We start from the raw sequence: 13,857 nt of genomic DNA on the forward strand, positions 1-13,857 counted from the left end.
TAGCAGGCACGTTCAGCCCTTGAGCATTCAAGCGCAGCATATGCGCACGGTCACGGGTCCGATAAGGAACTGTCTGAGCTTGCCGCAGTTCACTTAAGGTACGGTCTTCCTCCTCGGTCAAAATGATGCGCAATGGGGCGGGCATAAGGGGGCTTTCTAGTTAACCCTCCTATCTTACGTTTAATTCAAACTCCCTACTTAGTCAGAGCATTGCAAGCCTGCCCAACATTAAAACAGATTGCGAGTCAATGGCCAGGCTCAGAGGATTTTGAGAGTGATGAAGACTTTTGATACTCAATCAGAATTTACAAACTTGCTCTCAAATTTCCGCTGAAACGACTTTTTATGCCTCAATTTTGCTGCTTAAACGATAAATAAATTAAAGGAATTGATCCTTTAATTTTAGGGAAGAGTTAGAATTTCTACCCCTTCGCTCGTTACAGCAACGGTATGTTCAAACTGAGCTGATAGTTTCTTGTCTTTTGTAATCACAGTCCAACGATCTGCAAGAAACTTAAGAGTACCCGTTCCTTCGTTTAGCATCGGTTCAACCGTAAAAACCATTCCTGGTCGCAGCTTCAACCCACTGCCCCGCTGGCCGTAGTGAGGAATTTGAAGCTCTGTGTGCATCTGCCTGCCAATACCATGCCCAACCATATCTCGAACAACTGAGAACCCCTTCGCCTCGGCATAGGCTTGAATTGCAGCGCCAATATCACCAATTCTTGCCCCAGGCTTAATTTCAGCAATGCCTCGCATCATCGATTCTTGCGTGGCTTCAACCAGTTTCCGGGCTGTTGCGGATACATTACCAACCAAGAATGTTTTAGACGTGTCGCCATGATAACCGTCTAAGCGTGGCGTCACATCGATATTGATAATATCTCCGTCTTTAAGGATTTGCTTTGGATTCGGAATTCCGTGACAAACTACTTCATTAACGCTGGTGCAAATTGAACCTGTAAAAGGGGGATAACCAGGAGGTGCGTAACCAAGTGTGGCACTGACTGCACCATGAGATTGCATCCAACGCGCTGCCTCATCATTTAAAGCTTGCGTACTCACTCCAGGTTGCACCATTGATTCAAGATGCTTGAGGAGGTTCGCAGCAAGTCGTCCAATCCGTCGCATCTTGTCTAATTCTCTACTCGAAAGCAAGACAAGTCCTGGATGGGCCTGGGGCTGTACAAGATCTCCGGCGATTGAGAGCAAATTTTGACGGTTCATGGATAAAACCTTGATTACTCATGCTATGCCATGCTAGCACAGCATAGCCTAGCACGGCACGAGCTAGGCTATTACTGCTATCCTGTATGTAAGAAACTAGACGTGAAACTCACCATGGGCGGTAAAACGGACTTAGAGCGAGTGGTTGCTTACGTTCCTCCCGAGCTGAAACAAGAACTGGAGGAGTGGGCACAGGCAGATGAACGATCTGTCTCTTGGCTAGTTGCAAAATTAATTGATAAGTCTTTGCAAGAACGCCGAAAGCAGCGAAGTGCATTAGAAGTGGCAAACATGCGTTGAAGCGAGAGTGCTTAGCACATACTCTTGTACCGCTAGGTATGTCAAGAATGCCTCAATTGGAATTTGATAGCACAAACACGTCTAGACTGGTCTGCTCAAAAATGACAGCAGCAGCCTGGTCAGTTCTTTCTCAAGTTGGTTCTCTTGCAGAAATTTTGGATACTCAATCACCGCAGCGTGTACCAGGGATTCGATCGTGCGTTCCAGGATAAATACCGTTAATTCTAAGTTCTGTGCCTGAACTTCATGGTGTCTTTGGATCAAAAACTCCCGCAGGAGCAGAAGGATTTTGGCTTCCGCAGAGCTTTGATTTAGACGCGGCACTTGCTCATGTAAGACTTGATGCAGGTTGGGATCAACCCGGTGGGCGGCAATGCAGGCTTTGACTAACTCATGCAATGCTACCTCAAGGGACTGCTGGGCGGTCTGACTCACGGCAGATTCCACGATTTCTGCCATTTCATTAGTGTGACGCTCTCTCACGGCAGTCATGATGGCTTCTTTGTTAGGGAAGTACTGATATAAGGAGCCGATACTGACCCCTGCTCGCTCGGCAATGCGATTGGTGCTAGCGGTGTCGTACCCATCTTCCGTCAAAATGTGAGCGGCTGCGATCAGGATTGCATCGACCGTCATTTTGGAGCGGTCTTGTTGCGGCAGTTTGCGGGGTGTTGTGCGAGTTTTTCGAGGCATCAGGTTGAGGATAATGAATGCGAGTTGATGAGCCTAAGTGCTGCTTCTACAATATGAGTTATAGCTCATATTATTGAGGACAGTCCAATGCTTTTAGTAACTGGGGCAACGGGGAGCAACGGGACAGAGATTGTCAAGCGACTGGCGGCGCAAAACGTGCCAGTCCGGGCAATGGTTCGCAATCGGGATCGCGCCAGTGCGATCGCACTCCCAAATGTTGAGATTGTGGAGGGAGACTTCGATCGTCCTGAAACGCTGTTAAGTGCTTTAGTGAACGTCGATCGTGCTTTTCTTTTAACCAACTCAACTGAGCACGCAGAAGCACAACAACTCGCGTTCGTCGATGCGGCGCACCAGAGCGGTGTCAAACAGATCGTCAAACTGTCGCAATTTGCCGCCGATGCCAAGTCGCCCGTTCGCTTCTTGCGTTACCACGCCGCCGTAGAAGCCGCGATTCAAGCCTCAGGGATGGCGTACACATTTTTGCGCCCCAACCTCTTTATGCAGGGTTTATTGAATTTCCGATCAGCGATCGCGAGTCAGAACGCATTTTACGCCGCGATCAACGACGCAAAGGTGAGCGTGGTGGACGTGCGGGACATTGCAGATTCCGCTGTGGCTGCTCTAACAGAAGCGGGGCATGAAGGGAAGATTTATAACCTTACAGGACCGCAGGCATTAACTCACGCTGAGATGGCAGAACAACTCTCTGTTGCGCTCGATCGCCAGATTGCGTTCACCGACATTCCACCTGAAGCCATGCGTGATCAACTGATCAGCATTGGGATGCCAGTCTGGCAAGCAGACGGACTGCTTGAGGATTACGCGCACTATCGGCGCAATGAAGCGGCAGCAGTGTCGTCAGGTGTGCAGGAGGCAACGGGTAAAGAGCCATGCAGTTTTCAGGCATTCGCCCGCGACTATGCAAAAATGTTTGGCTAGACGCTGCCTAACCCGTCGATGAAGCAGACAGTTAAGAGATCTTGGTGAGATTGCAACGGTTACCTGCTGCCGATTATTTTAGACGGATTTAGCGATACGAGCTATGCACAGGCTGTACCAACGCAGACATCGCCCTACAAGTCAGCTTTTCTAGTCAAAGCCACCTAACACAACAGTTCAAGCGTATTACTGAAATAACGCTAAAGCAGGGTCGCTAAGTCCATGAGGATCTGATAAATCATCGTAAGAATTTAAAAGAAGCTGAGCATTGGAACTCACTACACTCAAGCTAGCTAAGACAAAGACAACCTGTACGGAAAGTCCGTAAACATCGCCTAACAATCCTGTTGATAGTGGCCGTTGCGGGGGTGACCTCACCCCTGCCGCCTGTGGCGGAGTCACTCAGATGTCATTCCCTGACCAGCATTGCCAGAGTTTGAGTAGCTATGGGCTCAAATTGAACGTGCTGATTAGTAAAGCAACCTGTTGTCGACAGTGTCACTAAGCGCTATATTGTCACTTAGTGACAGATTTTTGAAAAGAAGACTGCTGTGGGGAGTGATGGTACCAACGACACAACGAAGAACGAGCGCAAGCCAGGGAGGATGAGTGAGCAGCGGCAGCAGCGGATACGTCTGGAGATTTCGCGGGAGGCGGCGCGTTTGTTCTGGGAGCAAGGCGTCGCTGCCACGACCGGCGAGCAAATCGCAGAAGCGGTAGGTCTCTCAGTGCGCACCCTCTGGCGGTACTTCCGCAACAAGGAGAGCTGTGTCGAGCCGGTCTTGGCGCAGGATGGCGAGGAGTTTGTGGCGCTATTGCGCCGCTGGCCTCGCGATGTCTCCCTTGAAGATCACCTCATGGAGTGGGCGATAAATCGTACTAAAGATCCCGATCAGCAGTCCTTTGATCAGGCCGTGATCAAGATGACTGTGCTGGCCGAAAAAGAGCCGGATCTGCGGACGGTCTGGCTGATGACCAACGACCGAATAGAGCGCGCTCTGGTCGAGATCTTCGCAGATCGCCTGCGGCGATCGCCTGACGATATCGAGGTGCGACTGCATGCCGCAGCGGCCACCGCAGTCGTGCGCGTTATCAGTGAAGACATCAGTGCGGCCCTGATGGCAGGAGCCGATCCCACCTCGCTTGGCAACACGCTTGGGCAGATGGCCCGCGCCGTGCATACAGCTACTGGTGGGGCGGTCGGCGATCCTGTCGATCCTTAAACCCATTAACAACTGAAATCAGCAACAAGAGCAAAGGAGTTGATCTTCATGACTCAAGTTCCTTCTAGTCACCTGGAAAAGTTGTTCAGAGTATTTTGATTAGACGACTTTAGAAAACATTCGAGGACATAAAGATGAATAAGGCGAGCTTCTTAGAGCGGGCTGCTGCATGGTTGATTGATCAAGCTGTTCTCTCAATCATCTATTCACTAGCAGCGGTTGCCATTGGAGTGGTCATCGGAGCTTACGCTGATAGCGGGATACCTGTACCAAATTTAATTGTGGCTCCGAGTGTGATTGTATTTTCCCTCGCTCCCATATTCGGGCATTTTTTGTACTTTGGTTACCTTTGGAGTCAGCGAGAGCGATCAATTGGCATGGGAATGATGAACATCAGGGTAGTTAAATCCGATGGACATTCATTGTCTTTTGTGATGGCTGGTCTACGCGGCTCGTTGGGGTATTTCCTAAGTGGTCTCACCTTTGGGTTAGGCTATCTCTGGTTTTTTGTGGATAAAGAACAGAAGACATGGCACGACAAAATTTTTAACACTGCAGTGCTGAAACAATAGTTCAAAAAATTTTTAAGGGCGAGAATCGACAAGAAGATTAGCGCTCAATTGAGACAATAGTCTAAATAGTTTTCTGAGCAAATGTTTAAACCCTTAATTTCTCGACAGATTAACGTCTGATCGCTTGCCGAATGTTCAAGCGTGAGGACTCAACCCGTTTACCAGAGCCATCGAAAGATCATCAGTAATCTTCTCAGTTTGTAAAACCAAAAGCAAACGTACCGAAGGAGTGATCCTCATGTCTAAATTTTCTTCTCACTATTCGCGGGAGTCAGGAAAGATCCCCGCCCCGCCCTCGGAGCGGCCCGCGAGACCGGCACCAGTCCCGGCTGGCGTGGAATACCATCGCGTACTCGCTAGCAAGAAACACCGCATCGGGCGCGGCATCTTCGCTATTGTGCTCCTGCTAGCTGGGGCCGTCGTCTTCATCAACGTCATCGCCAGGGGCGCTGCAGTCATCGACCTGCAAATGGGCAACACCACTCCGATCCTCGGTGGCACCGACTACACGCCGCTCTACCACGCCAGCACCATGTTCGCGCTCGCCGTGCTCATTCCGTGGAGCATGGTCATCCAGCGATGGCTCTACGGTGTGCCCGGTCCCTCGCTGCACTCGGTGGTGTCGCGGTTCCGGTTCGACGTGTTTGGCTGGGCGCTCCTGCTCTTCAGCCCCGTCTGGATCGTCGTCAACTTGCTCCCGTTCTTCACACCCGGTGAGCAGGGTTCCTGGTCGCAAACGGACTTGATCGGCATCTTCATCGGAACGCTCCTGCTGACGCCGCTGCAGGCGGCGGGCGAGGAGTATGGCGTGCGCGGACTGGTCTTCCGGGTCGCCGGGAGCTGGGCCCATGGGTCGCGAGCGGGGCTGGTTATCGGTGTTCTGGTCTCGAGCGTGGTGTTCACGGCCATCCATGGTTCAACCGACCCGTACATCAATGTGTGGTACTTCGTTTTAGCAGCCGGGTTGGCGCTGATCACATGGCGCAGCGGTGGCATCGAGATCGCGGTCGTGCTCCACGCCGTGCTCAACACGGTCGTTTTGATCGGAGCCGCCCTCTTGCGCGTCGACCTTGGCACCGCGCTCCAGGACCGATCGGCAGGCGTGGGTTCGCCCTACCAGCTCGTGCCCACGCTTACGGTTGTCGTGATCACCGCAGTGGTGTGGTGGCGCACGCGGCGAACCGGCCCCGCTCTGACCCCCGCGCCCCGCTCTGACGCGCGGCTCTGATTCGATCCCGTAGTCTATCGGCACTTACAATCCCTGGAGTCTTACATAAGAGCAATCGGTGAGAGCAAACTTCATGACTAGCAATCGGCTTAACTCGCTCGAACTCAGCCAACAGTTTAATAAAACGCTGATGTTCTCCAGTCAGCAAATGAACTGGAATGGCGTTTTCGTTGAGCAGTGTCAAAGCCCTGTTTCAGCGTTTGAGGTGGAACTCTCAGCCCTCTCAGACCATTGGCTGAACTTACACATCGGCAATCCTGCCCCTTTAATTCAGAAACGGGACGATCGCCTGTATGAATCAATCCTTCATGAAGGGGACAATCTTTTTGTCCCGGCTGGACAACCGAGCTATTGGTGTCGAGATGAGAGTGGTGTTATCTGTACTCCGCTGCACATTTGCCTAAAGCCAGAATTGGTTCAACACGTTGCTGAAGCGTCTGACATTGATTCCACACGGTTCGAGCTTGTGCATGGTTTCGGTCAGCAGGATGTGCAACTGCATCAGATTGGTATGCTGATGCTCGCTGAGTTGCGCGCAGGCGGGATGATGGGGCAACTCTATATCGAATCACTCACTCAAGCCCTAGTGATTCATCTACTCCGACACTATTCGACCCTAACGCAATCGATCGCATCACCCCACAGCAGCTTTACTCATACCCAGTTACAACAGGCGATCGATTACATTCACACTTACTTGAATCGAGATTTATCCTTGGCAGAACTGGCAAGTGTTGCGAATATTAGCCCGACTTACTTTGCCAGTTTGTTTAAACAAACCATGGGAATTTCGCCTCACCAATATGTGATTCGACAGCGGGTAGAACGAGCGAAAGTGATGTTGATGAAAACGGATTTGGCGATCGCAGATATCGCTCTACAAGTCGGTTTCTCTAGCCAAAGCCATTTAACGCAACAGTTTAAGCGTCTCACTGGCATGACACCGAAACAGATTCGCTAGCTCCATAGGAATCTAATAAATCACCATAAGAATTTGAAAGAAGTTGAGTGTTAAAACTCATACACTCAAGTTGGCTAAGGCAAAGACAATCTGTACCAAAAGTATATAAACACAGCACAACAATTCCGTTGATAGTGGCCGTCGATACTCGGATGGTGGTTCGACTATGGGCAAGCGCATGTCCAACGATGCCGGATTTGGTGATACCAGATCTATCCAAGTCATCGTTAAATCCTGAAACTATCGACAACTGTGATTAGTAATCCGACCCAAGCACTACATAACTTACCCATGAAGAAAACAGATTTGGAAATGCAAAATACCGAAAGAACAAAGGGAATCACGGCAGAAGCGAGAAAAGTTACCTACGTGGAGGCTGCCGGGTGGGGTAAGTATCGGTGGTGGCGGTATGTTCTGGGATTAGTCGTCATCTTTTTTGTGGGGCTGGTCGTCAACGGCATCACCGTCCCGCGCGTCGCGTTCTTGCTCGGCGGTCAGGAGGCGCTTGCGGCGTTCAATCGGCTGGATTATGCTGCGCTCGGCCTCGTGGGGGGCTTCGTTGCGTTCAGGGCGAGTTTTCTGTTCTTCCTCGCGGGAATCCTGATCGCCGTCACCCTCATTCACCAGCGTCATCCCCGGACGCTGGTCACAGCGCGGGAGAAGATTAGCTGGCGGCGTGTCGGTCAGGGGTTTGTGGCGTGGTTCGTGCCGATCGTCCTGATCGCTGGGTTGGGACAGTACTTCTTCTATCCCGACACCTTCTCGTTTAACTTTGACCTCACAACGTTCGCGCTCTTCGTGCCGATCGCACTGATTGTCGTTGCGATCCAGACCACCACAGAAGAGCTTTTCTTTCGTGGGTACATCGTGCAGGGCGCGAGTATTGTTTGGTCTAACCGCGTCTTTCTGGCGCTGGTGCCAACCGTGATCTTCGCCCTGACGCACCTGCTCAACCCGGAGGCGAGCGCGGGCGGCTGGCTCACGGTCTTCATCAACTACTTCCTCGTTCCGGGGCTAGTGTGGACCGTGGTTTCGTTGATTGACGGAACCACCGAACTCGCCATCGGCGTACACTTCGCGAACAACATCAGCGGCAATCTCTTGATGGGCGTAGCCGGAAGCGACGTGACCGGAAGCGCAGTGACTCCGCCGACTCTATTCACAGTCAGCGAGTTCCACGCGACCTACACGGCTCTATCAATGCTGGTTGTCGTACCCGTGTTTCTGGCGATCGCCTACAAAGTGTTCAAACCCGATGGAGTATCCAAACCCGTTTCCCAGAGTTATCGGAGTGGTCGTTGGTAATCTCGTCAGTTCGTAAAACCATCAGCAGAGGATAAAACCATGGTTAAGCATAAAAACTCTAGGCTGCGACTGTTTGGGCTGCTGTGGTTAGCAGGCATAGCTGGGGTGATATCCCTGGTGTTGCTGCCTTTGCCCTCACTCCCAGAGGGTGCCCCGCCTGCCGCCGTGGTCAGGCTCCTGGTGCTGGTGCAGCCCGCTGTTTTGCTGTCGGTGGCGGTGCTGATAGGTGTGCTCTTGGCCCATCGGCTAGGGCTAATGGCACCGGGGGCAGAGGCGCTGGCCGATGGGCGATCGTGGCGGCAGGCTATGGTTCCTCAACTGCTGCCCGGTGTGGTGGGTGGGTTGATCAGCGGCGCACTACTGGCGGCGATCGCCCTGTTGTCTCGCCCGCTGCTGCCCCCAGCCTTTGAGGCGGCTGAGCCCACGCCGCTGCTAGTGCGATTTCTCTACGGCGGTATTACCGAAGAAATTTTGATTCGCTGGGGCTTGATGACGCTGCTGCTATGGCTGGGCTGGCGATTTGGGCAGCATCGCCAGGGTAAACCCCAGGTCCGATGGGTGGTAGTCGCCATTGCCGTCTCCTCCCTGGTGTTTGCTGCGGCCCATCTGCCCTATGCGATCGCCCTAGGACTACCGTTAACCCCAGCCCTAGTAGGGTTATTGCTAATCCAAAATTCTTTGTTTGCAGTGGTTGCGGGGTATTTGTTCTGGCGCTACGGGCTAGAGGCCGCAATAATCGCCCACCTGACGGTTCATGCCGTGCTGGCCCTCATCGGCTGAGGCATCTTTTGGCTAGCAGGCAAGGTGTCCGCAGGTATCGTGGCCCCAAGCACCCTGCCAGACGGGCTAGACGGCAAAGCATTCACCATCATGTCTCAAATTTTTTCTAACAGGTCACGAAATCGTGGCCGACTCACGCACGACTCAAGACCAACAGCTTCCATTAGGAGGAGAATTATGCGCATTCCCAAGATCTACACCCAACGCTTATTAACAGGCACAGCAGTAATGTCGCTTGTCCTCGCTGGGGCACCTGCCGCCTCTACCCAGTCAGCCCAGGAGCCCGCAGCAGAACTGGAGCGATTTTACAACCAGCATCTGACGTTCGGCTCCTGCGAAAGCTTTGCAACTACTGCAATCGAGGCACAACTGTACGTCGATCCGTTTGAATGTGGTCGCCTAGAGGTGCCGCTAGATTACGACGACCCTGAGGGTGAGACCATGCAAATTGCGGTCTTGCGCCTGCCCGCCCAAGGTGAGCCGAGCCAGCGGATCGGCTCGCTGGTCATCAACCCAGGAGGGCCGGGCGGATCGGGAATGCAGGTTGCTGTCCTTTCGGCGTTGACGGGTCAAAAAGACGGTCTACTGCTGCAACGCTTCGATTGGGTCGGCTTCGACCCTCGAGGTGTGGGGTCCTCGACCCCGGCCATCAACTGCTTCACCGACGAAGAGAACGACCGAGGCGAGAACCAGACGACGCTGTTGGGTACGTCAGGAGAGTGGAGTGCCGCCGACACGCGCCAGCTAATGGGGCAGTGCGCCGAGGGATCGGGGGGTGAGCAGGTTCTCGCTGCTGTCGGCACCCGCAACGTAGCCCGAGACATGGACGTGCTCCGCTCCGCTTTGGGGGACGAGAAGCTCACCTTCTTCGGGCAGAGCTACGGCACCCGGCTCGGCGCGGTCTACGCCGAGATGTTTCCTCAAAACGTGAGGGCAATGGTTTTGGATGGCGTGATCGACCCCCGGCAGGGCAGCGCGGAACGCCGCCTGTCGCTTCATGCCGGGTTCCAGCGATCGTTCGATCTGATGGCTGAGTTCTGCGCTCAGAGCTCAGACTGTCCGCTGGGCACCGACCCCGAGCAGGCTACCGCCGTGTTCCAAGATCTGTTCCAACCCTTGATCGATGATCCGGTACCCGCCGGGAACGGACGCACAGCGAACTTCTTCCAGGCCACAGGTGGCGTGGGTGCCGGACTCTACACCGCTGATGCATGGCCGCGCGTCATCGACGGAATAGCCCAGCTCAAGAACGAGGGTCGCGGTGACCAGCTGCTTGCCATCAACGATGATTTCAGCGGTAGGGATCCTAACGGCACGTGGACTAACTTCATCGAGGCCAACCTTGCGATCAACTGCAACGACGAAGAGCGCCGCACCCCTGAGGAGGAGGCCGACCTGCGCCGCCAGATCTTCGCCGTGAACCCCTTTCTCGATACCGGACGCGAGGTCGAGGGCGTTACTCGCGACGCCTGTGAGTTTTGGCCCAGCGAGCCGACCCTAGGCTTTCCCTACGCGCAAGATGTTGAGGGTTTACCCGACACCCTGATCATCTCTATTACTGGTGACCCGGCCACCCCCTACGGCGCTGGAGCCAGTCTGGCTGAGGCGCTCGGCGGTACCGTGCTCACCGTCGAGGGAGAGCGGCACACCGTCGCTTTGGAAGGCATTAGCCCCTGCGTCAATGAGATCGTTGCCAACTACCTGATCGACCTTGAACTCCCCGCAGAGGGCGATCGCTGCGTCCTCTAGCCCCCCAGCGCCAAAACCAAGGGTTTAGACACCCTTATTTGCATCAAAAACAACGCTGCTCTACGCGGCGGTGCTCACTCTTAATCACCACTACATCCATCACCAAACATTGGAGATAAAAAAATGTCACGCAAAGCGATCGCCACAAAGCGCCCTATTCACCCGAATCATGAAGCAAAACACATCCGCTTGCTTCGCAAACCCTTCCAGATCATTCGCGCCAGTTTTCGCGCCTACCTCATCATCAACGCCATGGCGTATGGCTTAGTCATCATCGGGATGGTAGCGGCGATGGTCTTCCCCGACCTAGGCGCAGCTCAGGTGGCCACCCTAGAAGACAACGGAACGGGAGACCTTGTCCGGTCGCTAATCAACAACCCTTGGCTGTTCGCGCTGACCATCCTGGGAGTCAACGTCATCAGGGTCGGCGTGCTGTCGATCGTGCTCCCTTCGCTGATCTTTCCTTTCGCTGGCATCGCCATATTCGCGCATAGGGCATTCACTATCGGTTTGAGCCTAGCCTCCACCACATCGATCGCGGTGGTATGGATTCCGCACTCGCTGACGTTACTCATTGAATTCCAGGCTTACGCCCTCTTGATGTTAGGCGCGTACATCCTCGGCCGAGCCTGGATCCGTCCCGCAACCATCGGTGCTCGTAACCCTCGTCAGGGTTACGTCCGTGGGCTGCAACAACTCGGTTGGCTGAGCCTGACTGCGCTCCCACTGTTCATCGTCGGCGCGATCTGGGAGGCGTTCTCGCTCAGCTACCTGTTCAGCCGCTGACCTAATGGTTGTTGTAACGCTAAACAAACCAAATCATGATGGTTTCTTGAATCGATTGTTAACTCTGCAATTTTAGATGGTGAATCAAATGATTAAGTACAAAGATTTCGCGCCTCGAATTACTGAACGAGGACCCTTCGGCGGACCTTCCGAGTATGAATCTTTTTCGGAGGTTGTGAGTGCTGCAAATCAGTGGATCGAAAGCACAAAGATACAGGTGATCAATGTTGAAACTGTTGTTTTACCCGATTGGTCGATAGAAAGCACAAGTGATGATGTCTACGGAGTGACGACTAGTAATGGTTACTACCCAGTGATGATTAGTCAAGGCCTTAAAATCGATTGCTTTCAATGTGTGCGGGTTTGGTACAGAGAATAAGCGTCACCGGAGAAGAAATAATGAAACGATCTACCTTGTTTACTTTCCTGTATCTTGCGCTGGGAGTCTGCCTGACGGCGATCGCGTTTGGATACCCAAACCTGCCTTCGGGTCTTCAAACCAGCTTGTTGATCAGTGCAGGAGCATCCTACATCACTTGTATTTTCGAGCCATTTTTGCGGGAGAGGACAATCCGCTTCTATCGCCGCCGCAATTCATCGATCATCCTATCCTCGTTGGTGATTGGATTCATTATTATTTGGATGATTTGGCAGGTTCAAAGTCAGAACTGGACAATGGAAGCCATTTTACAGGTGGTTCCGTGGCTAATAGGTGTTTTACTACATGCTGAAAACATTGTGATTATAAGGCAAGTGAATTCTGAACATTAGGGTCTAAATCGGATGCCCCTGCGAACTCGATCTCCACCATAAGAATTTGATAAATCGTTGTAAGAATTTGGAAGAAAAGAAACACCATGAATAAGCCCGAGTTTTTTGTCACCCCCGGCTATGGAGAATACATGCTGGATGAATTGCATTACTCCCAAGCCGTAAAAATTGGCAATCGCGTAGAGACATCCGGTCAAGGTGGTTGGGATGACGATCTGCAAATTCCCGAATTGCTGGCGGACGAGATTGCTCAGGCGTTTCGGAATGTAAAGCTAACTTTGGCGGCTGCCGGGGCGAGTTGGGAGCATGTTGTCCACATCAATTCCTACCATGTTGGCGGGTTGCCCCCAGAGGTGAACGATGTGATGGTTAGGCTATATAGCCATTACATGCCCAACCATGCCCCAATTTAGACACAGGTAGGAGTTGCGGCGCTTGGACTGCCAACGATGCGCATTGAAATCCGCTTGACTGCAATTTGTTCCATGAGTTTTGCATAGGCGGCAGCAGTGTCGCTAGCGCTACCGCCTATGCGTAGAACGAAAACTTTTACCGCAGCAAGATAGCATTATGAATCATCGTTTCCTTTTACTTGTTTCTTTGGCCATAGGTAGCGCAGGGATATTGCTTACTTCACCTAGCTCAGCAGAGCTTAGTAATAGACTAGATACTCTGCAGATTGCGCAACGACCAAAGATAAGTAATTCGACTACCGTAAATGATAGGCCTTTGGGCAGTGTAGACAGGCAAGAGCGACCGGATTGGGCCAGTTTCTTCAACAACGCTGAGGCTCAAGGAACTATTGTGATATTAGATCAGCGCGGAGATACTCAGCAGCTGTGGGTCTACGACCAGGAACGTGCTGACAGAGCTTATTCCCCAGCATCAACATTTAAGATTCCGCATTCTCTCTTTGCGCTTGATGCAGGTGTTGTTCAAGATGAATTTCAAGTTTTTGAGTGGGATGGAGTGGAGAGGGACTTCGCCCCACACAATCAGGCTCAAACTTTGCGCTCAGCTATGCGAAACTCAGCGGTCTGGGTTTACGAAAGTTTTGCTGACGAAATTGGGGAAGCGAAAGCAAGAGAGTACCTAACGCAAATTGATTACGGAAATGCAGACCCAAGCACTAGCGAAGGCGCTTACTGGATTGATGGAGCGTTAGTAATCTCGGCACAAGAGCAAATTTATTTTCTACAAAAGCTGTATCAAAACGAACTGCCTTTCAGAGTTGAGCACCAACGATTGGTTAAGGACATTATGATCGTTGAAGCAGAGCGGGATTGGATTCTACGGGCTAAAACGGGCTGGGAGGGGCGC

16 protein-coding genes and 2 pseudogenes are annotated in these 13,857 nt (G+C 52.5%); 15 read left to right on the top strand and 3 right to left on the bottom strand.

What is annotated here, in order from left to right; genetic code table 11:
* Positions 1-402: 402 nt before the first annotated feature.
* On the bottom strand, positions 403-1,227 hold the full coding sequence (gene map, locus IQ273_RS21335; RefSeq protein ID WP_194025181.1) for a type I methionyl aminopeptidase: 825 nt from the start codon (positions 1,225-1,227) through the stop codon (positions 403-405).
* 102 nt (positions 1,228-1,329) lie between these two features.
* Between map and IQ273_RS21340 the strand changes: the two genes are divergently transcribed.
* Positions 1,330-1,527, top strand: a complete 198-nt coding sequence (locus IQ273_RS21340) for a ribbon-helix-helix domain-containing protein (protein WP_313898188.1) — start codon at positions 1,330-1,332, stop codon at positions 1,525-1,527.
* A gap of 81 nt (positions 1,528-1,608) precedes the next feature.
* Here IQ273_RS21340 and IQ273_RS21345 read toward each other — a convergent pair whose 3' ends face one another.
* Positions 1,609-2,220, bottom strand: coding sequence for a TetR/AcrR family transcriptional regulator (locus tag IQ273_RS21345; RefSeq protein ID WP_194025182.1), 612 nt, complete (start codon positions 2,218-2,220; stop codon positions 1,609-1,611).
* 87 nt (positions 2,221-2,307) lie between these two features.
* Here IQ273_RS21345 and IQ273_RS21350 point away from each other — a divergent pair, with 87 nt between their 5' ends.
* The 8 genes and pseudogenes from IQ273_RS21350 (at position 2,308) to IQ273_RS21385 (ending at position 9,231) form a co-directional block, all read left to right on the top strand.
* Positions 2,308-3,162 (top strand): SDR family oxidoreductase, encoded by an 855-nt coding sequence (locus IQ273_RS21350; protein ID WP_194025183.1) that lies wholly within the window; start codon positions 2,308-2,310, stop codon positions 3,160-3,162.
* A gap of 116 nt (positions 3,163-3,278) precedes the next feature.
* Positions 3,279-3,380: pseudogene (locus IQ273_RS21355) on the top strand (AraC family transcriptional regulator); the annotation flags it as partial.
* 444 nt (positions 3,381-3,824) lie between these two features.
* A complete protein-coding gene (locus IQ273_RS21360; protein ID WP_255534632.1) occupies positions 3,825-4,385 on the top strand; it encodes a TetR/AcrR family transcriptional regulator in 561 nt (186 codons plus the stop codon).
* A gap of 134 nt (positions 4,386-4,519) precedes the next feature.
* Positions 4,520-4,957, top strand: a complete 438-nt coding sequence (locus tag IQ273_RS21365; RefSeq protein ID WP_194025185.1) for an RDD family protein — start codon at positions 4,520-4,522, stop codon at positions 4,955-4,957.
* Between the two features lie 334 nt (positions 4,958-5,291).
* Complete coding sequence (locus IQ273_RS21370) at positions 5,292-6,185, top strand: CPBP family intramembrane glutamic endopeptidase (protein WP_313898189.1); 894 nt, start codon at positions 5,292-5,294, stop codon at positions 6,183-6,185.
* Positions 6,186-6,258: 73 nt separating this feature from the next.
* A complete protein-coding gene (locus IQ273_RS21375; protein WP_194025187.1) occupies positions 6,259-7,146 on the top strand; it encodes an AraC family transcriptional regulator in 888 nt (295 codons plus the stop codon).
* Positions 7,147-7,458: 312 nt separating this feature from the next.
* A complete protein-coding gene (locus IQ273_RS21380; protein ID WP_397198375.1) occupies positions 7,459-8,451 on the top strand; it encodes a lysostaphin resistance A-like protein in 993 nt (330 codons plus the stop codon).
* Positions 8,452-8,490: 39 nt separating this feature from the next.
* On the top strand, positions 8,491-9,231 hold the full coding sequence (locus IQ273_RS21385) for a CPBP family intramembrane glutamic endopeptidase (protein WP_194025189.1): 741 nt from the start codon (positions 8,491-8,493) through the stop codon (positions 9,229-9,231).
* A 411-nt stretch (positions 9,232-9,642) separates the two neighbouring features.
* On the opposite strand, the gene IQ273_RS33870 is transcribed toward IQ273_RS21385, so the two are convergent.
* Positions 9,643-9,804, bottom strand: a complete 162-nt coding sequence (locus tag IQ273_RS33870) for a hypothetical protein (protein ID WP_228053518.1) — start codon at positions 9,802-9,804, stop codon at positions 9,643-9,645.
* On the opposite strand from IQ273_RS33870, the gene IQ273_RS21390 reads away from it, so the two are divergent.
* From IQ273_RS21390 to IQ273_RS21410, 6 genes and pseudogenes are all read left to right on the top strand, one after another.
* A complete protein-coding gene (locus IQ273_RS21390) occupies positions 9,769-10,980 on the top strand; it encodes an alpha/beta hydrolase (protein ID WP_255534634.1) in 1,212 nt (403 codons plus the stop codon). The genes IQ273_RS33870 and IQ273_RS21390 overlap by 36 nt on opposite strands.
* Before the next feature lie 123 nt (positions 10,981-11,103).
* The gene (locus IQ273_RS21395) at positions 11,104-11,766 is read left to right on the top strand and encodes a stage II sporulation protein M (RefSeq protein ID WP_228053510.1); all 663 of its coding nucleotides are present in this window, start codon (positions 11,104-11,106) and stop codon (positions 11,764-11,766) included.
* Between the two features lie 88 nt (positions 11,767-11,854).
* Positions 11,855-12,145, top strand: coding sequence for a hypothetical protein (locus IQ273_RS35915; RefSeq protein ID WP_397198374.1), 291 nt, complete (start codon positions 11,855-11,857; stop codon positions 12,143-12,145).
* Positions 12,146-12,165: 20 nt separating this feature from the next.
* Positions 12,166-12,537: a hypothetical protein gene (locus IQ273_RS21400; protein ID WP_194025191.1), complete on the top strand. Its 372-nt coding sequence runs from the start codon at positions 12,166-12,168 to the stop codon at positions 12,535-12,537.
* A gap of 86 nt (positions 12,538-12,623) precedes the next feature.
* Positions 12,624-13,037, top strand: a pseudogene (locus tag IQ273_RS21405) (RidA family protein).
* Positions 13,038-13,107: 70 nt separating this feature from the next.
* Positions 13,108-13,857, top strand: a 750-nt coding sequence (locus IQ273_RS21410) for a class D beta-lactamase (RefSeq protein ID WP_194025192.1), incomplete at its 3' end; no start/stop codon positions are given.

Source organism: Nodosilinea sp. LEGE 07298 (assembly GCF_015207265.1).
Lineage (GTDB): Bacteria > Cyanobacteriota > Cyanobacteriia > Phormidesmidales > Phormidesmidaceae > Nodosilinea.